The sequence below is a fragment of the Streptomyces incanus genome (assembly GCF_042656345.1).
GTDB lineage: Bacteria > Actinomycetota > Actinomycetes > Streptomycetales > Streptomycetaceae > Streptomyces > Streptomyces incanus.
Map to the genome: position 1 here is coordinate 40,379 of NZ_JBHSPC010000100.1, position 21,198 is coordinate 61,576.

The 21,198-nt window shown below is 72.7% G+C and carries 23 protein-coding genes and 1 pseudogene; 7 read left to right on the plus strand and 17 right to left on the minus strand.

The genetic code is table 11. From position 1 onward, the window contains the following. Positions 1 to 92: 92 nt before the first annotated feature. The 10 genes from ACFP2V_RS28855 to ACFP2V_RS28900 all read right to left on the minus strand — a co-directional run bounded on the left by ACFP2V_RS28855 (position 93) and on the right by ACFP2V_RS28900 (position 6,841). On the minus strand, positions 93 to 458 hold the full coding sequence (locus ACFP2V_RS28855; protein WP_381218233.1) for an urease accessory protein UreD: 366 nt from the start codon (positions 456 to 458) through the stop codon (positions 93 to 95). Next, a complete protein-coding gene (locus tag ACFP2V_RS28860) occupies positions 442 to 663 on the minus strand; it encodes a P-loop NTPase family protein (RefSeq protein ID WP_381218353.1) in 222 nt (73 codons plus the stop codon). The genes ACFP2V_RS28855 and ACFP2V_RS28860 overlap by 17 nt, the downstream gene beginning before the upstream one ends. A gap of 144 nt (positions 664 to 807) precedes the next feature. After that, the gene (locus ACFP2V_RS28865; protein ID WP_381218354.1) at positions 808 to 918 is read right to left on the minus strand and encodes an urease subunit gamma; all 111 of its coding nucleotides are present in this window, start codon (positions 916 to 918) and stop codon (positions 808 to 810) included. A 476-nt stretch (positions 919 to 1,394) separates the two neighbouring features. Then, positions 1,395 to 2,267, minus strand: a complete 873-nt coding sequence (locus ACFP2V_RS28870; protein WP_381218234.1) for an urea transporter — start codon at positions 2,265 to 2,267, stop codon at positions 1,395 to 1,397. After that, the gene (locus ACFP2V_RS28875) at positions 2,264 to 3,040 is read right to left on the minus strand and encodes an urease accessory protein UreD (RefSeq protein WP_381218235.1); all 777 of its coding nucleotides are present in this window, start codon (positions 3,038 to 3,040) and stop codon (positions 2,264 to 2,266) included. The genes ACFP2V_RS28870 and ACFP2V_RS28875 overlap by 4 nt, the downstream gene beginning before the upstream one ends. Continuing rightward, complete coding sequence (ureG, locus tag ACFP2V_RS28880) at positions 3,037 to 3,741, minus strand: urease accessory protein UreG (protein ID WP_381218236.1); 705 nt, start codon at positions 3,739 to 3,741, stop codon at positions 3,037 to 3,039. The genes ACFP2V_RS28875 and ureG overlap by 4 nt, the downstream gene beginning before the upstream one ends. Continuing rightward, the gene (locus ACFP2V_RS28885) at positions 3,731 to 4,426 is read right to left on the minus strand and encodes an urease accessory protein UreF (RefSeq protein WP_381218237.1); all 696 of its coding nucleotides are present in this window, start codon (positions 4,424 to 4,426) and stop codon (positions 3,731 to 3,733) included. The genes ureG and ACFP2V_RS28885 overlap by 11 nt, the downstream gene beginning before the upstream one ends. A 2-nt stretch (positions 4,427 to 4,428) precedes the next feature. Next, a complete protein-coding gene (locus tag ACFP2V_RS28890; RefSeq protein ID WP_381218238.1) occupies positions 4,429 to 6,168 on the minus strand; it encodes an urease subunit alpha in 1,740 nt (579 codons plus the stop codon). Continuing rightward, positions 6,165 to 6,530, minus strand: coding sequence for an urease subunit beta (locus ACFP2V_RS28895; RefSeq protein WP_381218239.1), 366 nt, complete (start codon positions 6,528 to 6,530; stop codon positions 6,165 to 6,167). The genes ACFP2V_RS28890 and ACFP2V_RS28895 overlap by 4 nt, the downstream gene beginning before the upstream one ends. Before the next feature lie 8 nt (positions 6,531 to 6,538). Continuing rightward, entirely contained in the window at positions 6,539 to 6,841 is a 303-nt protein-coding gene (locus tag ACFP2V_RS28900) for an urease subunit gamma (RefSeq protein ID WP_381218240.1), read from the minus strand. Between the two features lie 50 nt (positions 6,842 to 6,891). On the opposite strand from ACFP2V_RS28900, the pseudogene ACFP2V_RS28905 reads away from it, so the two are divergent. The 7 genes and pseudogenes from ACFP2V_RS28905 to ACFP2V_RS28935 form a co-directional block, all read left to right on the plus strand. Next, positions 6,892 to 7,176, plus strand: a pseudogene (locus ACFP2V_RS28905) (hypothetical protein); the annotation flags it as partial. Between the two features lie 396 nt (positions 7,177 to 7,572). Next, positions 7,573 to 7,788: a hypothetical protein gene (locus ACFP2V_RS28910; RefSeq protein WP_381218355.1), complete on the plus strand. Its 216-nt coding sequence runs from the start codon at positions 7,573 to 7,575 to the stop codon at positions 7,786 to 7,788. 129 nt (positions 7,789 to 7,917) lie between these two features. Beyond that, positions 7,918 to 8,802 carry an SDR family oxidoreductase gene (locus ACFP2V_RS28915; protein WP_381218241.1) on the plus strand — a complete coding sequence of 295 codons (885 nt, stop codon included), beginning with the start codon at positions 7,918 to 7,920 and terminating at the stop codon, positions 8,800 to 8,802. 345 nt (positions 8,803 to 9,147) lie between these two features. Further along, positions 9,148 to 10,290, plus strand: a complete 1,143-nt coding sequence (locus tag ACFP2V_RS28920; RefSeq protein ID WP_381218242.1) for a polyprenyl synthetase family protein — start codon at positions 9,148 to 9,150, stop codon at positions 10,288 to 10,290. Continuing rightward, positions 10,287 to 11,867: a phytoene desaturase gene (locus ACFP2V_RS28925; protein ID WP_381218243.1), complete on the plus strand. Its 1,581-nt coding sequence runs from the start codon at positions 10,287 to 10,289 to the stop codon at positions 11,865 to 11,867. Before ACFP2V_RS28920 ends, ACFP2V_RS28925 begins: the two co-directional genes overlap by 4 nt. Further along, the gene (locus tag ACFP2V_RS28930) at positions 11,854 to 12,849 is read left to right on the plus strand and encodes a phytoene/squalene synthase family protein (protein ID WP_381218244.1); all 996 of its coding nucleotides are present in this window, start codon (positions 11,854 to 11,856) and stop codon (positions 12,847 to 12,849) included. Before ACFP2V_RS28925 ends, ACFP2V_RS28930 begins: the two co-directional genes overlap by 14 nt. After that, positions 12,846 to 13,853 carry a DUF5914 domain-containing protein gene (locus tag ACFP2V_RS28935; RefSeq protein WP_381218245.1) on the plus strand — a complete coding sequence of 336 codons (1,008 nt, stop codon included), beginning with the start codon at positions 12,846 to 12,848 and terminating at the stop codon, positions 13,851 to 13,853. The genes ACFP2V_RS28930 and ACFP2V_RS28935 overlap by 4 nt, the downstream gene beginning before the upstream one ends. A 106-nt stretch (positions 13,854 to 13,959) precedes the next feature. Here ACFP2V_RS28935 and ACFP2V_RS28940 read toward each other — a convergent pair whose 3' ends face one another. The 7 genes from ACFP2V_RS28940 to ACFP2V_RS28970 all read right to left on the minus strand — a co-directional run bounded on the left by ACFP2V_RS28940 (position 13,960) and on the right by ACFP2V_RS28970 (position 20,949). Further along, positions 13,960 to 15,507 (minus strand): FAD-dependent oxidoreductase, encoded by a 1,548-nt coding sequence (locus ACFP2V_RS28940; RefSeq protein WP_381218246.1) that lies wholly within the window; start codon positions 15,505 to 15,507, stop codon positions 13,960 to 13,962. Beyond that, positions 15,504 to 16,235, minus strand: coding sequence for a class I SAM-dependent methyltransferase (locus ACFP2V_RS28945; protein WP_381218247.1), 732 nt, complete (start codon positions 16,233 to 16,235; stop codon positions 15,504 to 15,506). The genes ACFP2V_RS28940 and ACFP2V_RS28945 overlap by 4 nt, the downstream gene beginning before the upstream one ends. Continuing rightward, the gene (locus tag ACFP2V_RS28950) at positions 16,232 to 17,452 is read right to left on the minus strand and encodes a lycopene cyclase family protein (RefSeq protein ID WP_381218248.1); all 1,221 of its coding nucleotides are present in this window, start codon (positions 17,450 to 17,452) and stop codon (positions 16,232 to 16,234) included. Before ACFP2V_RS28950 ends, ACFP2V_RS28945 begins: the two co-directional genes overlap by 4 nt. Further along, complete coding sequence (locus ACFP2V_RS28955) at positions 17,449 to 18,159, minus strand: SDR family NAD(P)-dependent oxidoreductase (RefSeq protein ID WP_381218249.1); 711 nt, start codon at positions 18,157 to 18,159, stop codon at positions 17,449 to 17,451. Before ACFP2V_RS28955 ends, ACFP2V_RS28950 begins: the two co-directional genes overlap by 4 nt. A 124-nt stretch (positions 18,160 to 18,283) precedes the next feature. Continuing rightward, the gene (locus tag ACFP2V_RS28960) at positions 18,284 to 19,531 is read right to left on the minus strand and encodes an NAD(P)/FAD-dependent oxidoreductase (protein WP_381218250.1); all 1,248 of its coding nucleotides are present in this window, start codon (positions 19,529 to 19,531) and stop codon (positions 18,284 to 18,286) included. A 238-nt stretch (positions 19,532 to 19,769) separates the two neighbouring features. Then, positions 19,770 to 19,904, minus strand: coding sequence for a hypothetical protein (locus ACFP2V_RS28965; RefSeq protein WP_381218251.1), 135 nt, complete (start codon positions 19,902 to 19,904; stop codon positions 19,770 to 19,772). Positions 19,905 to 20,370: 466 nt separating this feature from the next. Further along, a complete protein-coding gene (locus ACFP2V_RS28970; RefSeq protein ID WP_381218252.1) occupies positions 20,371 to 20,949 on the minus strand; it encodes a Dps family protein in 579 nt (192 codons plus the stop codon). Between the last annotated feature and the right edge of the window lie 249 nt (positions 20,950 to 21,198).

Consider the following 21,198-nt stretch of genomic DNA (forward strand, 5'->3'; position numbering starts at 1 on the left):
CGCTGACAGCACGGGCACGTAGCACCCGGCCTGGACAGAGCATGTGCACGCTCCCCTCTGGTACGGTCATCGTTTTCCGGTGTTGCGGGGAGTCAGGCTGTCCCAGCGGCGCGACATCGTGCGCAGGTTGGCCTCCGGGGGGCGAGGTGCGCTCGGTCGGCGAACAACAGCCTGCCGTCCGGCCGGCCGGCCTCGCCGGGAATGACCGTGGCCGAAGGGTCGGCGGTGACGCGGATGCGCTGGTAGAAGCGAGACCCCCGGAACGGTACGAGCGGGTCGGGCGGGTACTCACAGAACGCGTCCGCATCGGCGGTGAGATCGACAGTCCGGGCGGCGTGGTTGTGGTCCATTCGATACGACTTCGTGGCGGCCTGTGAGGTGAGGTACGTCGATGTGCCCGGCCCAGTCTGGGCGCTTCGTCCTGGTGCCGTGCGGTGATGCTCACGCCGGCCGTCCACGGAACATACCGGTGAGATGGTCGGCGACCGCCCGCACCCCGTGCCCGCTCAGACAGTCGGTGAGTACGAATGGCCGGTTACCGCGGAATCGGGCCGCGTCGCGTCGCATCACTGCGAGGTCGGCACGCGCATACGGCGCGATGTCCACCTTGCTGATCACCAGCAGGCCGGAGTCGGTGATCCCTGGCCCACACTTGCGGGGGATCTTGTCGCCCTCGCCGACTGCGCACCAACAGTCGCGTGGTGCGGCGTCCGGCGTTGATCTGCACGGGGCTGTCGGCGAGGAACGTCTGGCCCACGATCATGGTCGTCACTCCTTTCGTTGACCGGATGCGTGTCGGCGGGACCGCTACTGCGACGTGTCCTGCGTGTCCTTTGGGGTGCGGGAGATCGGGTTGCCGCAGGTCACCAGCTGGGTGCCGTCGTCGAAGGTGCCCTCGACCTGGACCTGTGTGACGATCTCAGCCGTGGCCGCCCTCCTTCCCTGCTCATTGTTGTTCTGGGCCGTTCCCGGCGCGACTCGAAGCCCTCGGTGTCAAGCCGGGCCTGTCCAGCCGCCATCGGCTCTGCCCCGTAATCGGTGGTCACGCTGCGTGGCGGATCACGGCGGCGTGGTGGGTCAGGCCGTGGGTGTCGACTCCAACGGTGATCTGTGGGGGCGTTGTCCGGTTGAGCGAGTGCTCGGGGGTGTGAGCGGGTTCGGCGCGTTTCGGCTTCGGTGGTGACAGCGGCTCAGGCTACGGCGGGCAGACCGGTGACGCCGGTGATCCGGTCCCAGAGGGCGAAGCGGACGGTCATCCCGGCTCGGTGGTCGTGTGCGGTCATCAGGTGACGTCAGGGCCCGGGCTCGGTGCGGGGCCCGCCGTGTTCGGGAATGACGGTGCCCTCGGCCTCGATGACAGCGACTGCAGCATCGCCGAGTCGGCTTGCGCTCGGTTACTCCGCGTGCCTCGAGCGAGCACGCCAGAGGTCGGCGCACCACATCGCCAGGACGAAGGGAAACGTGGCCGGAGTGAGTTGAACCGCTTCGATCCCGGCCTGCAACAGCAACACGGCGGGAACGGCGAGGACGCATGCTCGCCATCCTCTGCCGGTGCTGAGCATGCCCACCGTGACGAGCACGGCGTTGAAGCCGTAGACGCCGGTGGTGATCTCGTTGGGCGGGAACAGCGGAATTCCCTGCACGATTCCGTACGTGACCAGTGCGGCCGCGAAGGCTCCCACTGCCAGGGTCCACCGTGAAACCGCGAGTCCGGCGAGGATGAACAGGCCCGGCAGCAGACCTGTCACGAGGAAGACCTCGGCCTCGCTGGCGAAGATGCCCAGTCCGAGCACCGGGTGGGACGGTGGTGCCGAAGGCCAGTGCCTGGACTCATGCAGGTACTCCAGTAGCCAGTAGGTGAACACGAAGGGCGCGGTGTAGGCCGGTACGCGCAGGAAGTACTGGGCGACGTGCGTGAGCAGCGTGGCTACCACCGCGCCCCCGGCAGCGACGAGTGCGGTGAGCCACAGCGGCCGGAACGAGCCGGCGGCTCCCAGGGCGACCAGGGCGGCGTTGAAGCCGTAGAGTCCCTGTCCGATCCGCTCGGCCGGTACCCGCAACAGCGCGGCGGTGGCGATCCCGACCGCGCTTCCGAGCAGTGCGCTCAGCCCGGCTATCTCGCCGGAGATGAACAGCCCCACCAGAAACAGCACACCGGTGAGCGTGTTGTTCTGCAGGTAGACCTGTGCGACTCCACGTGGGAGCCCCCGCAGTGCTTCGAGGCCGAGGGCGTTGCGATGTTCCGGTGGGGGTGTCTTCGTGCTCACCAGTGCTCCTCCGTGAGCTCCTTCCCGTCCGGGTGCGTCCGAAGGGCTTCGGTCAGCCGGTGCTGCGCGGTCACCGCGTCGGGAGCCAGGGCGAGGGCCGTCGCCCCGCCGGCGGCCAGCGAGGTCAACGACCACCACTCGCCGCTCGTCGGCTCCACCGGGTCGTTCTTCCAGACCACGGATTCGGTGGCCACGACCCGCGCCCCGGCGAGATAGCCGGCACTGGCCTCCAGGCGGGAGTTTCCGAGTTCGAGCGTCTGCCGCACCAGCGGTACTTCCCCGCGCGTGATGTGCGTGCTGGTCCGCAACAGACCGGGGCGCTCATTGCTGCGTCCGAGTACCAGCATCTCGCGGCAGCGCATGAGCGCGTCCTGCGCCAGCTCCGCCCGGAACTCGGCCTCGTGCTCGGCGCGGGCGGTCACCACGGTGTGTTCCGGCAGGTATTCGAGGGTGCCGCCCTCGGCGACCTCGACGTGCACGGTGCTGCGGCTGCCGCCCCGGCGGTGTCCGGGCAGCACCAGCGTGGCGGCGACACCACGCAGCAGCAGGCGCGCGCCCGCTCCGACCCGCACCCGCAGGTCCAGCTCGTCTCCGCCGAGTGGGGACGTCACCGAGTTGACCAGGTGGACCACCGCCCGATCCGCCGGTCCCGCGGCGGGTCGGACGGCCCCGCGCCGGGGCATCAGGGTCAGCGGCGAGGCCGAGGACAGCTCCCGGACGACGCTGCGGCCCCGTGAGTCGAGCTCCACGGCCAGGCGCGCGCGGGCCTTCATCGTGCCAACTGCTCTCGGACCCAGGCCGTCACCTCGGGCGCTTCAGGGGTGTCGGTCAGCGATTGGGTGATCACCGGAAGCTCGCCGCGCATCCGGTGCGCGTCGGCGGTCATGACCGTCATGTCCGCACCGACCCGCTCGGCCAGGTCGATCTTGTTGATGACCAACAGGTCGGCCGTGGTCACGCCGGGACCGCCCTTGCGTGGCACCTTGTCACCTCCGGCGACGTCCACGACGAAGATCTGGGCGTCGGCCAGCCCGCGGCTGAACACGGCCGTCAGGTTGTCGCCGCCGCTTTCGATCAGGATCAGGCGCAAACCGGGGTGGCGCTGCTCCAGGCGTTCGACGGCGTCGAGGTTGGCCGTGATGTCGTCGCGGATCGCGGTGTGCGGGCAGGCCCCGGTCTGCACGGCCTCGATCCGGTCCGGAGCAAGGACACCGGCACGCCGCAGGAAGTCCGCGTCCTCGGTCGTATAGATGTCGTTGGTGACCACCGCAAGGTCGACTTCGGCACCGAGGGAGCGGCACAGGGCGGCGGTCAGCGCGGTTTTCCCGCTTCCGACCGGGCCGCCCAGCCCGATGCGAAACGGGCGTCCCGCGGTGGGCGCGGGGCCGAAGGGGTCTTTTTCCGGTGCGGTCGGATCGAAGTTCACCGGATGCCGGTGGTCGTGGTCGTGCTGGTGGTCGTGGTCAGCTAGCAAAGAGTCGCACCTCGTCTCGATGGCGTCGTTGGTGGGCCTGCGCCAGCAGATCGAGTGCGGGAGCGCCCATCGCGGGGAGAGCGGCCGGGGCGTGCCCGGCCACGGAAGCGGCGTACTCGGTGATGCGTTCGAGATCCGGCCCGAGCGCGGCCACGGCAGCGTTCGCGGCGAAGGGATCGAGGCCCAGCAGCCGCACAGCGGCCGAAGCGGGGCCGCTGACCGACAGGTACGCCGCCACAGCGGCGGCCTCCCGCGGTGTGCCGGCACGCGCGCCCCCCATCAGAGCGCCGATGACGACCGGGTGGTGGGGTCTCGTGGACACCGCCAGCAACGCGTCGAGCGCTGCCGAGGGCCAGGCGGCACGACCGGCGCGCGCGGTCCCGCGCCCCTGTGCGCGGGACGCCTCGCGCTGCGCGGGGGACGGCGTGCGCGCGTCGATCTCGGAGTCCAGCCGCCGCCAGTACCGGTCGTCGACTCCCGCGTCGGCTGCGTGAGCGGCGGCGGCGGCGAACACCGCGGCCACGCAACCCGCGCCCCGCAGCCGTCCGAACAGGAACTCCCCCAGGTCTCCGGCCTCGGTGACCAGACCTCGGCGGACGGCTTCCTCCACCCCGCCCGAGTGCGCGTGGCCACCGCCCGGAAAACGGGCGTCGGCAAGGGCCAGCATGGCCGGCGAACACGACATGATCAGAACAGGAAGTAGCGTTGCGCCATCGGCAGCTCCGAGACCGGATCCGGTTCGACGAGTTCCCCGTCGATGCGCACCGCGAAACTGTCCGGGTCCACCCGGATCTCCGGGGTGGCGTCGTTGAGCGGCAGGTCGGCCTTGGTGGTCGAGCGGGTGTCGGTGACAGCGACGAGCCTACGGAACAGACGCAGCCGTTCGGGGAGCTCGGCGTCCAGCGCTGTGGGGGCGACGAAGTGCACGCTGCTCGCCGCGGCCGCCTTCAGGTTCGTCCCGTGCATGGGACGCGAGAGCACCGGCTGCGGTGTGGGGATCGAGGCGTTGGCATCGCCCAGCGCGGCCCGAGCGGCAAATCCGCCCTTGAGGACCATGTGGGGCTTGACGCCGAAGAACTTCGGTTCCCACAGCACCAGGTCGGCGATTTTGCCGACTTCGACCGAACCGACCGCGTCCTGGATGCCATGCGTGATCGCCGGGTTGATCGTGTATTTGGCGATGTACCGGCGGGCGCGCATGTTGTCCGCGCGGTCATCGCCCGGCAGCGAACCCCGACGCCGTTTCATGGCGTGTGCGGTCTGCCAGGTGCGCATGACGACCTCGCCGATGCGCCCCATGGCCTGCGCGTCGGAACTGACCATGGAGATCGCGCCCACGTCGTGCAGCACGTCCTCGGCAGCGATGGTGGTCGGTCGGATACGGCTTTCGGCGAAGGCCAGGTCTTCCGGAATCGACGGCTTCAGGTGATGGCACACCATGAGCATGTCGAGGTGCTCGTCGATCGTGTTCACGGTGTGCGGGAGGGTCGGGTTCGTCGACGACGGAAGGATGTACGGCTCGGAGGCGACCCGGATGATGTCGGGTGCGTGCCCTCCGCCGGCGCCCTCGGCGTGGAACGCGTTGATCGACCGGCCGTTGATGGCCTCCAGGGTGGACTCGAGGAAGCCGGACTCGTTGAGGGTGTCGGTGTGGATCGCGACCTGCACACCGGTTTCCTCGGCGATGCGCAAGGCGTTGTCGATCACCGCCGGGGTGCATCCCCAATCCTCGTGCAGCTTCAGGCCCCCGGCGCCCCCGCGCAGCTGCTCGGTCAGTGCCTCGCGGCGCATGGTGTTGCCCTTGCCGAGCAGCAGGATGTTCATCGGGACGCCGTCGAGGGCCTGCAGCATACGCCCGATGTTCCAGTCGCCCGGCGACACCGTGGTCGCCCTGGACCCGTCCGCCGGCCCGGTACCGCCACCGATCAATGTCGTCGTTCCCGAAGCCAGCGCGACGTCGATCGATCGGGGATCGATGAAGTGAACGTGGCAGTCGATCGCCCCGGCGGTGAGGATCCGGCCGTTTCCCGCGATGATCTCCGTCGACGGACCGATCACCAGCGCCGGATCGATGCCGTCGGCGGCGTTCGGGTTGCCTGCCTTGCCGATGCCGGCGATGCGTCCGTCGCGGATGCCGACATCGGCCTTGACCACCCCCCAGTGGTCCAGGATCACAGCACCGGTGATGACCACGTCCGGCGTGCCCTCGGCACGGATCGCCATCGACTGCCCCATCGACTCGCGGACCACCTTGCCGCCGCCGAACACGGACTCGTCGCCGGAACCGCCCGGCCCCAGGCTGCGATCCTCGGTGACCTCGATGAACAGGTCGGTGTCGGCCAGGCGCACTCGGTCGCCCGTAGTAGGGCCGAACAACTCGACGTAGCGTGCGCGATCCATCCGCGGCGTGTTCTCTTCCGAAGTCATCGGTGTCCTTCACCCTTGCGTCCATAGGCGAATTCGGTCGGCTGGTGGTCCCGGCTGTCCAGGTCACCGGCCCATTCCAGGCGCAGCCCCCGGATCCTGCGGAGCCCGGCGATGGGGACCAGCGTCACCTCCCGCTCGACGCCGGGCTCGAAGCGCACGGCGGTACCGGCCGGAATGTCCAGTCGATGCCCCCACGCGGCCTGGCGGTCGAACTCCAGCTCAGGATTGACGGCGGCGAAGTGGTAGTGCGAGCCGACCTGCACCGGTCGGTCCGCGGGGTTCACCACGCGGATCCGCGTGCGGACACGTCCGGGGTTCAACGGCACGGCTTCGTCCGCGGGAATGATCTCTCCTGGCAGCACGGGCCCTCCTAGGCGATCGGCGAGTGGACGGTGACCAGCTTGGTTCCATCCGGGAAGGTCGCCTCGACCTGTACGTCGTCGATCATCTCCGGGACACCTTCCATGACCTGCTCACGTCCGAGAACGTGGCGTCCACTGGACATCAGCTCGGACACGCTGCGCCCCTCACGAGCTCCCTCGACGACGTGCTCGGTGATCAGCGCGATCGCTTCCGGGTAATTCAGCCGCACCCCCCGCTCCAGCCGACTGCGGGCGAGTTGGGCGGCAACGCAAACCAGAAGCTTTTCCTGCTCCTGCGGTGACAGATGCATGGTTCCTTTGTAGTACCGCGGGAGATAACCGCAACCTGAGCTTGGCTCCCGTACTGAACCGCCCCAGCCAGGACCTCGACGTCGCCGCCGAGAACCCGGCCCCCATGGCCGACATCGCCGCCCCCTCCGGCACCGGCCTGGAAGCCCGCGGCTGGACGGTGCACGCGCTGGAGACCGCCCCGCTGTCCGCCCGCTTCACCGTGACCGCCCCGGCCACCGGACAGGGCTGCGAAGTCGACGTCCTCAAGGAGAACTTCTGGCGGCCGGTCACCCAGAGCCCGTACGGGCCCGTCCTCGCGGCCGGACCGCAGGGGCGTGATGTAGCGGGTCGCGGTGACCTCGGTCAGCATTCTCCCAGGCCGTTCAACTCTTCACCCTTACAGTCCATGACCGCCCTGAGCGGGCGTGCCCCAGTGAGCCGGCCGCGCCAAGCCCTGGGGAAAATCCGGGGAGTCTCGGTCGGCACACTGTTCTCCCCGTCTTCGGGACAGTCCGTCGGTTGCGGCGTGCCCCTTACTCCCGGCCTCCGGCATGAAGTGAGCATGGTAACCGAGCGTGACAGCCGGCGAGGAGGGTCCGAGCCGCTGCTTCGACGAGCGGAGAAAGGCTCCGCCCCGGCCGGCGGGTGGATTCGTTGGGCCGCATGGCCGTCATCCGGGCGCGTCGCCCGACGCGCCCGGATGAGATGGACGACAGGCCCCGTCCCCGCATCCCGAAAGCAGAGGCCCTTCATGATCGTCAAGAAGCTGCACGAATCCGGCATCCGTGCCGAGCACGCCTACACCGCCGGCTTCATCTCCATCGGGATGTCCGTCGTCGCCTGGTGCGCTTCCCTGAGTGTGGAGAAGAAGGGCGAAGAACGCGCCGACCGCTTGGGCATCTTCGTCGGTGAGTGGGCCCCCACGTTCTTCGCCCTCGGTCTGGCCTTGTCCACCTATGAAAAGTGACGGCATACAGCGCACAGCGGCTTTGGAGGCCGTCGTGCAGTCGGTGCGACGGTGCCCCGCATGCCGGTAGCGGTGTCCACCCCTACCGTGAGGGGAGGGGGAACGCCGCCGCGGGAGAGGAACCGTTCCATGCCGGTCACCGAGAGCCCGCTGTACGGACGGACAGCTGTCGTGACCGGAGCGGCACGCGGTCTGGGGGCGGCGATGGCCCGGGACCTGGCCGGCCGGGGGGCGAAGGTGGCGCTGCTCGGGCGTGAGGAGAGAACGCTGGCCCGGGTCAGGGATTCCCTGCCGGGTACGTCCGAGTGCTGGGAAGTCGACATTACGGACGACCGGGGCATGACCTGGGCCGGGGCGGAAATCCGTGCGCTGCTCGGGCCTCCTTCCATCGTGGTCGCCAACGCGGGAGTGGCCGAGGGCGGTCCGTTCGCCGAGTCCGATCCCGCGGTCTGGCGCCGGGTGGTCGAGGTGAACCTGATCGGCAGCGCCGTCACGGCCCGGACGTTCCTCAAGTACCTGTTCGACACCCAGGGCTACTTTCTCCAGGTCGCGTCACTCGCGTCCCTCGGTGCGGCGCCGATGATGAGCGCGTACTGCGCGTCGAAGGCGGGGGTCGAATCGTTCGCCCACTCGCTGCGGGCGGAGGTGGCCCACCGGCGTGTGGGCGTCGGGATCGCCTACATCAACTGGACGGACACCGACATGATCCGCGACGCCGACGAGTACGCGGTGCTGCGAGAGCTCCGTGGCCACATGCCGCCGCCGGCGCGCAAGGTGTACCCCGTCGAGTACGTGGCCGGCCGGCTGGTCACCGCGATCGAACGGCGCCGCCCGTCGGTCTACGTGCCCCGCTGGCTACGGTCGGCCCAGCTCGTGCGCGCCGCGATGCCTCCTGTGGTGACGATGCTGTCCCGACGTGAACTGCCTCGTCTCGCCGCCGAGGAGCCGTTCGAGGCCACGGGCCTGCTCGGCGCCGGCGGCCGGGCCGACCAGGCCGGTTCCCCGCACCGCTAGAGCCTCCCGTTGGGACCATGCCGGGCTCACGGGCGCGGTCGGCTGAGAGCGGCCGGGCCACCGACGTGACCGTCGGGATCGGCGTCGGCGACCTGGTACCGCGGGCCGGCACCGCCCGCCCGGTGCGCCGGCCGGCACCGTCGGACCGGCTCACCGGCATCGCACCGGTGCGTCGTCAGGGGCGCGCCCGAGGCGACGTACCGCCATGGCACCCACACCGCTGGGCCAGGGGAGTGACTGTCATCCGGAACAGACCCCGTAACGGGCAGGAATCAGCGCATCCGCACAAGGGAACCCGGCAGAAGCACTGGCGTGCAGGTGACCGAGAGTGAGAAGAGGTTGTGTATGTGGGGACTCGGGCCCACCGTGGCCGAACCGATCGGGCCCGTCGACGGTCCGCTCACGGCCCTCGACGCCGTCCGCGCCGTCGAGGCGGAGCTCGGGCACGTCCTCGACGAGGCACTGTGCCGGGCCCGTGACGTGGACCCCCTGTTCGCGCGGGACGTCGCCGGCCGGGTCACCGCGTTCGTCCGGCGGGGCGGAAAACGGCTGCGCACGGCGTTCGCGTGGTGCGGCTGGCGGGCGGCGGGCGGCTCGGGCGACGCCGCGGCGCTCCTGCGGACGGGAGTCGCGCTCGAGCTGGTGCAGGCGTGTGCTCTCATCCACGACGACGTCATGGACGGTTCGCCGCTGCGCCGGGGCGCACCCGCGGTGCACGTCGACCTCGCCCGCATGCACCGCGCCGCGCGGATGGCGGGTCCGCCCGAAGCGTTCGCGACATCCGTCGCGGTACTCGCCGGCGACCTGGCCCTGGTCTGGGCGGACGATCTGCTGGCCGAGACGGCACTCGGCTCGCCGTGCGGCCCGCAGCTGTACCGCGAGTGGCGGGCGATGCGCGGCGAGATGGTCGCGGGGCAGTACCGGGACATCCACGCGCAGGCGGCCGGGTCCTCCGGCGTCGACGAGGCGGTGAGCATCGCCACCCTCAAGAGCGCCCTGTACACGGTCGAGCGCCCGCTGGCGCTGGGCGCTTCCCTGGCCGGCGCCGACGCGCAGACCCTGGAGGCGCTGCGCTCCGCCGGACGGTGTGCGGGGCTGGCCTTCCAGCTCCGCGACGACCTCCTCGGCGCCTTCGGCAACCCGGATCTGACGGGCAAACCGGCCGGTGACGACCTGCGGACCCGCAAGCTGACCTACCTGCTCGCCGTCGGCCTCCGGCTCGCGGCCGCCTCCGGGGACGAGGAGGCGGCCGACGTGCTCGGCCCGCACGTCTCCGCCCGGTCGGACGACACCGTGGAGCGGATGAGGGCGGCACTGGAGCGGACCGGTGCGTGGACGGTCGTGGAAGCCAAGATCGCGGAATCGGCGGCGACGAGCCTGCGGCACTTCGCGCGGGCCAGTGCGGACCCCGCCGTACGGCGGGAGTTCGCCGCGCTGGTCGAACGGGCGTCGGGCGTTGCTCCGAAGCGGACCGGGGAGGCCGCGTGAGAACGGTACCGGGGGCGACGGACCACGTCGTCGTGGTGGGTGCCGGGCTGTCCGGCCTCGCGTGCGCCTTGCATCTGCTGGGCGCCGGCCGCCGGGTGACGGTCGTCGAGCGGGACGCCGGTCCGGGCGGCCGGTCCGGCCGCGTGCGCCTCGGCGGCTACGAGGTGGACACCGGTCCCACGGTGCTGACCATGCCGCACCTGGCCGACGAGGCCTTCGCCGCCGTCGGCGACAGCCTCGCCCGGCACGTCGATCTGACGGCCCTGCACCCGGCCTACCGGGCGTGCTTCGCGGACGGGACGTCGCTCGACGTCCACACCGACGGTGAGGCCATGGAGGCGGAGGTGCGACGGTTCGCCGGACCGGCCGAGGCGGCGGGCTACCGCGGGCTGCGGGAATGGCTGGAGCGGCTGTACCGGGCGCAGATGCGCCGGTTCATCGACACGAACTTCGACTCGCCCTTCCAGCTCCTGCACCCGGACCTGGCCCGTCTGGCGGGGCTGGGCGGCTTCGGACGGCTGGACCGCCGCATCGGCCGCTTCCTCTCCGACCCCCGGCTGCGGCGTGTCTTCTCGTTCCAGGCGTTGTACGCCGGAGTCGCCCCGGCCAGGGCCCTCGCGGCCTATGCGGTGATCGCCTACATGGACACCGTGGCCGGTGTCTGGTTCCCCAAGGGCGGCATGCACGCGCTGCCCCGCGGCATGGCGGACGCGGCGGCCGACGCGGGCGCCGGCTTCCGCTGGTCGTCCGAGGTCACCGCGCTGGAACGCTCGGCCGGCCGGGTGCGTGCCGTACGTCTGGCCTCGGGCGAGCGGATCCCCTGCGACGCGGTGGTGCTGACCTGCGAGCTGACCGCGGCGCACCGGCTGCTGGGGCGTGCCCCGCGGCGCCCGGTGCGGCTGCGTCACTCGCCGTCCGCCGTGGTCCTGCACGCGGGGACCGACCGGACCTGGCCCGGTCTCGCCCACCACACCCTCTCCTTCGGCGCGGCCTGGGAGCGCACCTTCGACGAGCTGACCCGTTCGGGACGGCTGATGAGCGACCCGTCCCTGTTGATCACCCGGCCGACGGCGCACGATCCCGCACTGGCCCCGCCGGGCGGGCACCTCCACTATGTGCTGGCCCCGTGCCCGAACACCGCCGTCGGGCCCTCCGCCGCCGCCTGGCGGGATCTGGGTCCGCGCTACCGCGACAGCCTGGTCGCCGAGCTGGAGCGCCGGGGCCTGGACGGGTTCGCGGACAGCGTCCAGGAGGAACTGCTGGTGACGCCGCTGGACTGGGCCGCGCAGGGGCATGCGGCGGGCAGCCCGTTCTCGGTCTCCCACACCTTCGCCCAGACGGGCCCGTTCCGCCCGCGCAATCTGGTGCGCGGCCTCGAGAACGTGGTGCTGGCCGGCTGCGGGACCACCCCCGGTGTGGGCGTGCCGACGGTGCTCATCAGCGGCAGGCTCGCCGCCGCGCGCGTCACCGGCGGCGGCCGCAGCAGTTCCGTCCGCACTGTCCGCCCCCGTCCGGCACCGCCCGTCGCCCGTGCCGCCGCGACCCCGGCCGAGGAAGGCTCCCATGACCCGTCGTGAACTGGACGCCGCCGGGATCACCGATCCCTCGCTGCGCGCCGCCTACACCCGCTGCAGACGGCTCAACGCCCGCCACGGCAGAACCTACTTCCTGGCCACCCGGCTGCTCCCGGTGGAACGCCGCTGTGCCGTGCACGCGCTGTACGGTTTCGCCCGCTGGGCGGACGACATCGTGGACGACCTCGACCGGCCCCGGCCGCCGAAGGAACGGGACCTGCTGCTACGGCGCCTGGAGAGCGACCTCGCTCACGGGCTGCGTACGGGCGGCGGGGACGAGCCCGTGGTCCGGGCCGTGGCCGACACCTCCGCCCGGTACGACATCGAGCACACGCTGTTCGCCGACTTCCTGGCCTCGATGCGCAGCGACCTGCACGTCGCCGACTATCCGACCTACGCCGACCTGCGCACCTACATGCACGGCTCGGCCGCGGTGATCGGACTGCAGATGCTGCCCGTGCTCGGCACGGTCACCTCACGCGAGGAGGCGGCACCGCACGCGGCGGACCTCGGCGTCGCCTTCCAGCTCACCAACTTCCTGCGCGACGTCGGCGAGGACCTGGACCGGGGCCGCGTCTATCTGCCGGCGGACCTGCTCGCCGCCCACGGCGTTGACCGGCCCCTGCTGGAGTGGAGCCGCCGCACAGGGCGCCGCGACTCGAGGATTCGCGAGGCGCTCGTCGCTGCCGAGGCCATGACCAGGGAGGTGTACCGGGCGGCGGAGCCGGGCATCGCCATGCTCGACCCGCGGGTGCGCCCCTGCATCCGCACCGCGTTCACCCTCTACCGCGGCATCCTCGACGCGATCGCGGACCAGGGGTACACGGTGCTGCACCGCCGCGCGGTGGTCTCGGGCGGGCGCCGTGCGGCCACGGCCGCCGTGGGAGTCGTCCACATCATGCGTGCGCGGCGGCGCGCACGCGCCGCGGACCGGGCGCCCCGCGCGTCCCGCGCGGCACTCCAGGGGAAAGGACCCGTGCGGTGAGGGACCGAGCGAACCGGACCCGCTGGACACCGCCGTTGCGACGGCGGCGCCGGTCCGGCTGGGCGACGCAGACGCCGACCTGGCGGCAGGCGCGCCCCGCGCTGATCGCCGACGTACTCAAGCGGGCGTCCGCCCGTCCGTCCGGAAACTGGTTCGTCGTCGGTGCCTCCCGGGACGTACGGGCCGGTGGCCGTCCCTACGGCAGGACGGTGGGCGGAGTCGAGGTCGTGCTGTGGCGGTCGGACACGGGCGAGCTGCACGCCGGCCCGGGGGCCTGCCCGCACCTCGGCGCGCCCCTGCGCGACAGCCGGGTGGTGTGCGGCACGCTGGTGTGCCACTGGCACGGACTGGCCCTGGACGGCGGGTCGTTCGCCGGCTGGGATCCGTACCCCGTCCACGACGACGGCGTACTGGTGTGGGTCCGGCTGGACTCGGTCGGCGGCGAGGAGCCGTCGGAGCGTCCCGTGGTGCCGGTGCGGCCGGCCGCGGGCAGCGCGGTGGACGCCGTGTTCACGGCGGTGGGACGGTGCGAGCCGCAGGACGTGGTCGCCAACCGGCTGGACCCGTGGCACGGCTCGTGGTTCCACCCCTACTCGTTCGTCGACCTGACGGTGGTCCGGCCGCCGCGGGGCGAGGAGGACGACGCCTTCGTCGTCGACGTCTCCTTCCGGGTGACCGGCGGACTGGTGGTGCCGGTCCGGGCGGAGTTCACCGCTCCCGGCCCGCGTACGGTCGTCATGCGCGTCACCGAGGGTGAGGGGACCACGTCCGTGGTGGAGACCCATGCCACGCCGCTGACCGGCGAGGCCGACGAGCGGCCGCGGACCGCCGTGATCGAGGCGGTCCTCGCCGCCTCGGACCGGCGGGGTTTCGCGCTGGCGCGGGCCGTCGCGCCCGCACTGCGCCCGTTGATGCGCCGGACGGCCGGCCGGCTGTGGCGCGACGACCTGGCGTACGCGGAGCGGCGCTGGGCGCTGCGCGGCACCGGACGGTTTCCGGGCTGAGCGCACGGCGGGAGGGCGGGCGGCGGGAGGGCGCACGGCGCCGCCCGCCCTCCCGCCGCGCGCTCGCGCGCCCCGGTCCCGGGAAGCCTCGCCGGGAGACGCGACCTCAGCGTCCGGCGAGAGCGCCGAGTGCCCGCAGCGCGGGTGAGCGGCCCGCCCGGGGAACCGTCCACAGCACCTGGCCCCGGACGCCCCGGTCGGCAAGCAGGATGTTGGCCGCCAGGAAGCCGGTGGTGGCGGCGCGTTCCATCAGGGCCACGGGCAGGTCGCAGCGGAGGGCGTCGCCGGCCAGTACGACCCGGGGGTGCGGGGTTCGGACGGTGGGCCTGCGGGAGTAGGTGCCGACCGGGAAGAGCGGGCAGTCGGCGCGCCGTTCGTGGCGGGCGTCCACGATCCGTGCCCGCCTGGTCTCCGGGTAGACCTGGTGCAGGCTGTCGATCAGTCGGGTCTGCACCGTTTCGGGCTCCGCGTCGGCGGCGTAGGCGTGCAGTTCCACGACCGAGCCGCCGGTGCGGGCGGCCCAGCGGGCGGCCTCTCCCTCGTAGCGTTCCAGGACGCTGATGTTGTCGAGGCCGTTGTAGCCGCTGGTGCCCAGGAACCCGGCGCGGTCGGCGCGGACCGGCCGGTCGAGCCAGAGCCGGGAGACGGTGAAGGGCGGGGCGGTGCGCAGGGCGGCGATGTCCTCGCGCCAGGCGGGGGTGCCCAGACCGGGTGACGCCGCGACGACGCCGCGCAGGGCCCCGGGGTCGAGGGCGAGCACCGCCGCCTCGTGGCGGTCCGCGGTGGTGTCCGTCCGCACCTCCACTCCCCCGCCGTCGCGCGGGTGGACGCCGTGCACGGGCGTGCCGGTGCGGACGTCCGTCCCGAGGCGCTGGAGGTACTCGCCGAGCGGCTCCCACAGGGCCTGGGGGAAGGGCTCGTCCGGCACGTCGAAGAGCAGGCCCTCGGCGGAGCCGAGGAAGTAGATGTGGAACATCAGCAGGAGTTCCGCGGCGGACAGTTCGCGCGGGTCGGCGAAGAAGCTGCGCGAGAACACCTCGAACGCCAGATGGTGCGCGGCTTCGGGGAAGCGGACGCGTTCCAGGAAGCGGGTCGCGCTGAGCGAGTCGAAACGCTCGTAGACCTCGGGCACGCGGACGTCCAGGAGGGGCAGCGCGGCCCGTGCGTCCATGGCGGCGAGGTCGCGCCAGCCGAAGGTGGGGCTCAGGGCGACGAACCCGAGGGCGCTGAACGGTGGTGTGCGCGGAACACGGGCGAAGCTGTCGGTCAGCCCTCCGCTGTGCCGTAGCGGGTAGTCGGGCAGCGGACTGAGACGGTCGAGCGCGGGATCGGTACGCCGCAGGAGGCCGCGCAGGTTGTAGTACTGGCGGAAGAAGGCGTGGAAGCCGCGGCTCATGGTCGCCCCGCTGCCGTCGGCGAGGCGGGTGCGCCATCCCGCGAGACGTCCGCCGAGCGACTCCTCGCGTTCGTAGAGCGTCACGCGGGCTCCTCGTTCGGCCAGGAGGGTGGCCGCCGCGAGACCCGCGATCCCCGCGCCGATCACGGCGACGCTCGGCGCGTCCGCGCGGGCGAACCGGTTCCGGCCGGGGGCGGGCATCAGGACTTCGGCCTTGCGGTCCCGGCCCCGCCGGGCGGCACGGTGCGGAATGCTCATCGGGCGTGCTCCCTTGGCGCGGCAGAGCCGTTGCGGGCGAGGAAGGTGTGCACGATCCCGGTCCGCCATCCGGCGACGGGGACGATCCGCACGTCCGTGAGCCCGGCCCTCTCGCGACGGTCGGTGACGTCGGGGGCCGGGTCGAAGCCGAGGACGCTGCGCCACAGGGGGCGGTGGAGAGCACGGGCACCGCCGAGGGTTCCCGCGGGGATGGCCACCCCCCGGCACACGGCCGTCCGCAGGGCGCGGTGGGCGGCCGGACCGCTGAGGCTGTACTCGTGGACGGCGAGGCGTTTGCCCGGTCGCAGCGGACTCCGGACGGTGGTGAGGACGCCGTCCGGGTCGGTGACGTCGCGGAACAGGCAGGCGGCGAACACCGTGTCGTACGGTCCCTCCCCGGCCGTGGCCGCTTCCCCGGCCGTCAGGTGCTGGAAGCGCACATGGCTCGGCCACGGTGTGGCCAGTGCGCGCCCGAGCGTTCTCCACGAGGCGTCGACGGCCGTGATCCGGGCGTGGGGCGCGGCCCGTAGGAGGGCCGGGGTGGCGGCGTCCGTCCCGCACCCGGGACCGAGGATGCGCTGCCCCGCTCCGGCCCGGGGCAGCCGGAGCCGCCGCGCCGAACGCGGGAGGCCGGTGCGGTAGCCGGGGTTGAGGGCGGTGAGGCGGTCGTAGGTGTGCGACGCGTGGTCGAAGGCGCGTGCCAGGCCACGGTCGCGCAGCAGTGTCATCGCCGGCTCTCTCCGATACGTGGGACGGGATGGGAACGACGGGGCAGGAAGGGAACCTCGACGGCGGTCCGGAGCATGGGGCCGAGGGGAGTGCGCAGGCCGATGCCCCACTCCTCCCGGGGTGAGGTGCCGCCGTCGAGGAAGCGCAGCAGGCGTTCCGGCGGAACGCGGCGGAACAGGCCGGTGAAGAAGCCGGGGCCGTCGATCCGCCCGGTGTCCAGGGCCCGCAGCAGGACGGCGTCCATGGCCAGGGCCCGCCGCCCGTGCGGCCGGGGCGCGGTCGCGCGGCCGTCGCGCAGGGCGGCGGCGATGGCCCGGCTCTGCCGTTGCACGGCGGAGAAGGTGTAGCCGGTGGCCGGGCGGGTGGCGCCGCCGGCGGTCCCGATGCGGAAGACGGCGTTCCCGGTGCGGCGGGGGAAGCGGGCGTCGGTCATCGGGATGACGCCCTGCTCCGCCGTTTCGACGGTGTACGTACCGAGCTTGAGGATGTCCCGGCTGTAGTGGCCCAGTGCCGCCTCGTACGCCGTCGTGGTCAGGGGGGTCCGGGAGAACTCGGTGTACTCGACGAGCGCCCTGTCGGGCGCCAGCGGCAGGACGTAGCCGAAGGCGAGCCCGTGGCGCGGCTGCGGCACGCGGAAGTCCATCAGGTCGGCGGTCCCGGGATCGAACCGGTCGGTGTCCGTGCGCACGAACCAGCCGCGGAAGTGCTGGAGGAGTTGTGTCCGGGCAGGGGGCAGGGCAGGCAGCGGGCGGGAGTCGAACACGTGGCGGGCACGGAGGGTCAGCGTCCGGCCGTCGGGGGCCGTGCACCGGACTTCGGCTCCGTCGGCCGTGTCGCGCACCGTGTCCGCCGTCGCGCGCAGGACGCGGGCGCCGGGCGAGCGGGCCAGCCGGGCGTGCGCCAGACGCTCGAACGCCGTGGAGCGGAGCATGCGGTAACGCAGCGGAGAGGGGTCCACGGTGATCCGGTCGCCGTCGGTGTCGTGGATCCGCAGCCGGGACCAGGAGGCTGCGACCGCTTCGTCGAAGTCGCCGGTGCCGTCGTCCCAGTAGCACCAGGTCCGTTCGGGCGGTCGCCGCGGACCGTCCGGTGGTTCCACCAGGGTCACGGTGGTGGAACCGGTCGCCGTCAGGCGCTGCGCGAGGCTGAGTCCGGACGCCCCTCCGCCGACGACGACCACATCGGACGTCTCGTCGGGGGCGTCGCGGCGGCTCACCGGGCGTGCCGTTCGACGACGGGGGTGCCGTCCGGGGCGGTACGCAGCAGTTCGGCGTCCGCCGCCATCGCGTCGGCGACGGCGGCGACGACCCGGCGGTGGTCGCCTCCCTGGGGCATGGGCGGGGCGGTGCCCGCGACGGGCCGGTCGGCGAAGCCGGTGTCCAGGTGTCCGGGCCGGATGTCCAGGACGCGGATGCCGGCGGTCCGTGCCTCGCGGCGTGCGGCAAAGAGCCAGGCGCTCAGCGCGGCTTTGGAGGCGCTGTAGTCGGCCATCCCCGCCTGTGGGCGCTCGGCGACCACGCCGGTGAAGGCGGCGATCAGAGAGCCCGGTTCCATGAGGGCGAGCGCGGCGCGGAAGAAGGCGGCGGGTGCGAGGACGTTGACCGCCGTCAGATGCTCCGCGACCTCGTCCCCGAGCTCCGCGGCCCGGCCGAAGGCGACCGCTCCGAAGGCCGTCACGACCGCGTCCAGTCCGCCCAGAGCGTCGGCCGCTCCCTGCACGGCGCGGGCACAGGAGGCGGGGTCGTACGCGTCGAACAGGAGGGTCGGAGCGCCCGTGTACGCCTGGGCGGCCTCGGCGAGGCGGGCCGGGTCCCGTCCCGCGAGCGCCGGGCGCGCTCCGCGGCCGGCCAGTTCCGCGATGAGGGCACTGCCCAGGACGCCGGTGGCTCCGGCCACCAGCACGCGCGCGCCGTCGATGTCCACGTCTCACTCCGGGTCGCAGGGGCGGGTCGGCGGCGTTCTGTGCCGCACTGTCGATTCCGTGGGCCGGCTTCCGGTGGGATGCGCCGGACGCGGTCCGACACCGGGTCAGCGGTCCGGCACCGGGTCAACCGAGCGGCAGGTCGTTCAGCACCTCCCGGGCGGCCCGGGTGCCGGACGCCAGAGCGCCCTGCACGGATCCGGTCGCCCGGTGGTCCCCGCACACGTACCCGCCCGTGGCGAAACGCGTCGTGCGGCTCAGCGGCCAGGGCGGCTCCATCGCGGGCAGGGCTCCCGCCACGGTGTACGCGCCGACCTGCTGCCAGCCGCTCGTGTCGGTGCCGTAGAGCTCGGACAGGCGCCGGCGCACCGCCCCGTCGGCCCCGGGCCGGTCGGCGCCCAGGACGGAGCTGGAGATCAGCGCGGTACCGGGCGGGGCGTAGGTGGGTGCCACCTCGGTGAGGACGCAGGTGTTCAGCACCGCACCGGTGCTGTCCACCAGCAGGGTCGGCTCGGCCAGGGGGGTGTGCGCGGCGGCGTGGTAGTACGTGGTGACCGTACGGCCCTCGGGCACGGCCAGGCCGGGCAGCAGACGGGCCGCGGTGGCGGCGTCCGTCGCCACCACGACGGGCCCGGCCGGCAGCTCGCGGCCGTCCCCCAGGAGAACCCCCGACGCGGTGAGCGCGGCGACCGGTGTCTCCAGCCGCAGGACGCCGTCGGGCAGACCGCCGGCCAGCTGGGCGGGGACGGCGCCGATGCCGTCGGCGGGCAGGCAGAGCGTTCCCCTGACCATGCTGCGCCAGACCAGGTGGAAGAAGCGGGCGGAGGTCTCCAGCCGGTCCTCCAGGAACACGCCGGACAGGAACGGCCGCAGGATCTCCGTCACCGCCCCGGCCGACAGACCGGCGCGGGACAGGGCGGCGGCGGTCGAGCTGTCCGGACGTCGTGTGAGGAGTCCGGCGGGCAGGAGGGCGTCCCGCGCGGTGAGCGCCGCCATCGCGGCCAGGTCGCGGGCCGACAGGACCCGTCCGGGCAGCAGGGTCCCCGCCGACCTCGGCCGCCGGGTCGGATCGGCGAGGTGGACGGGGCCCGTCGAGGTGTGCGCGGTGATGCCCGGTGTGAAGGGCCTCAGCCGCAGACTCCGCAGGTCGAGGCGTCGCTTCACCTGGGGATAGGAGGTGTTGAACACCTGGAATCCGCGGTCGAGCCGGAATCCGTCCCGCCGGTCGGTGCGCACCCGGCCGCCCACGCCGTCGGACGCCTCCAGCAGGGTCACCCGCCGCCCGGCGCGGCACAGGTCCAGGGCGCAGGCCAGGCCGGCGAGACCCGCTCCGACGACGACGGCGTCCGAAGACCCACGGTGCCGAGTGTTCATGTTCCTCTTCCTTCGCCGCGGGATTCCCTCTGTATCAAGGGCCGGTACGCGTCCTGGGGCGCGTTCTTCGGCCCGTGCCGCCGCACCCGTCCCGCCTCGCCCGCCACAAGTGCGGAACGTGTCGTCGGCGGGCGCCGTGAGCGGTGGCGGGACCCAGCGCGTGCCACGTCCACCCGAGCACGTCGCGTCCGGCAGGGCCAGGCGCCACCACGACCCGGTACCCACCGAGCCCGCCGGATCACCTGAGCGCGACCGACTCCACCGCCGTGACCGCCTCCGCGAGCCCCGGCGGACGCGGCAGCCCCGGCACGGTCTGCCCGGCCCAGCCGGGTCCGAGCGTCAGGACGACCGGCTTCCTGCGCGCGCCGCGCACACCCCATTCCATCGCGGTGTGGAGGAGTCCGATCTGCCGGTCGCTCCCCCGCAGCGGGTGTGGCTGCGGATCACGCCGGAGGTGCCCCGGACCGGGGAGGCGGCCCCGCCACCGGTCGTGGAACCCGTCCGCCGGCCTCGTGCGGTGGGGGGAGCCGGACGGCGCGCCGTCCACTCCCCGTGGAACGGCACCCGAACAAGCCGCCGGATGCCGGGTCTCCTCGTCGGGACCGCCGGCGTCGTCCGGTGGTCGGTACGGGCCCGTTCGGCGCGGCGGACCGGCCGCGGCGGCTGACTCGCAGCCGGCCGTATCGCGGTCGTGTCCCGGTCGTGCGGAACGGATCCGCCCCACCGGGCGCACGACGGCGCACGGTGGCGCCCGCCGGTTCCGCCGCGGACCGGCTTCGCCCCTCGGCGGGTCCGGCGCCGAAGAGGGGGCCGCCGGCCCGGGCGGACGCCCGGCACGGTCAGGGCTGGGTGCGTGCCTGGTCCGCCGCCTGCCCCGCGGCTCCGCTCTCCGTGGAGGCACCGCGGGTGCTGAGCTTGCCGCCGCTGGACTCCAGGTGGGCGCGGACGAACCACTGGAAGAGCTCCAGACCGCGCAGCTGCTCGATGAGCATGTCCTGGGTGACCGGGTCGGACGTCTCGGTGGCCTGCATGGCCTCCCGGTGGTCCTTGATGACGGAGGTGTACACGAGATCGAGAGCCCCGAGGTGCTCGATGGCCTCGGCGCGGCCGATCGAGTAGTCCGTCCAGGTGCGCCGCTCCACCAGTGCGCCGGGGGTGCCGTTGGGCTCTCCGCCGAGAGTCGAGATCCGCTCGGCGAGGTCGTCGGTCATGGAGCGGACCTGGTCGACCTGGGGGTCGATCATCTCGTGAACGGCGATGAAGTGCGGTCCGACGACGTTCCAGTGAACGTGCTTGAGGGTCAGGTGGAGGTCGTTGAGGGAGTGCAGACGCATCTGCAGCACCTTGATGATGTCCTGGCTGTCCTGGGTGTTCATCCCCGGCACGGTGTACGAGATGTCCGATGGCTGTGACGGCATGGCGGTACTCCTTGTGCGATCGGATGCTGAGATGACCAGACAAGCACCGGTCACCGCGATCCCGGCGCTCGACCGCAGCCTGCTCATCTCATGTCACCGGTTCGGAGGAAGGCGCGCGGGAGGCCCACGGCCGCACGCAGTTCGAGCGGCCCGCCGATTCTCGTCCGCCCCTCACGGCCCCCGGGTGTCCGTCCGGTCCCGCCCCGCCCCCGGAAGAGCACCGACGCCGGCAGCCGCTGTCCACAGGCG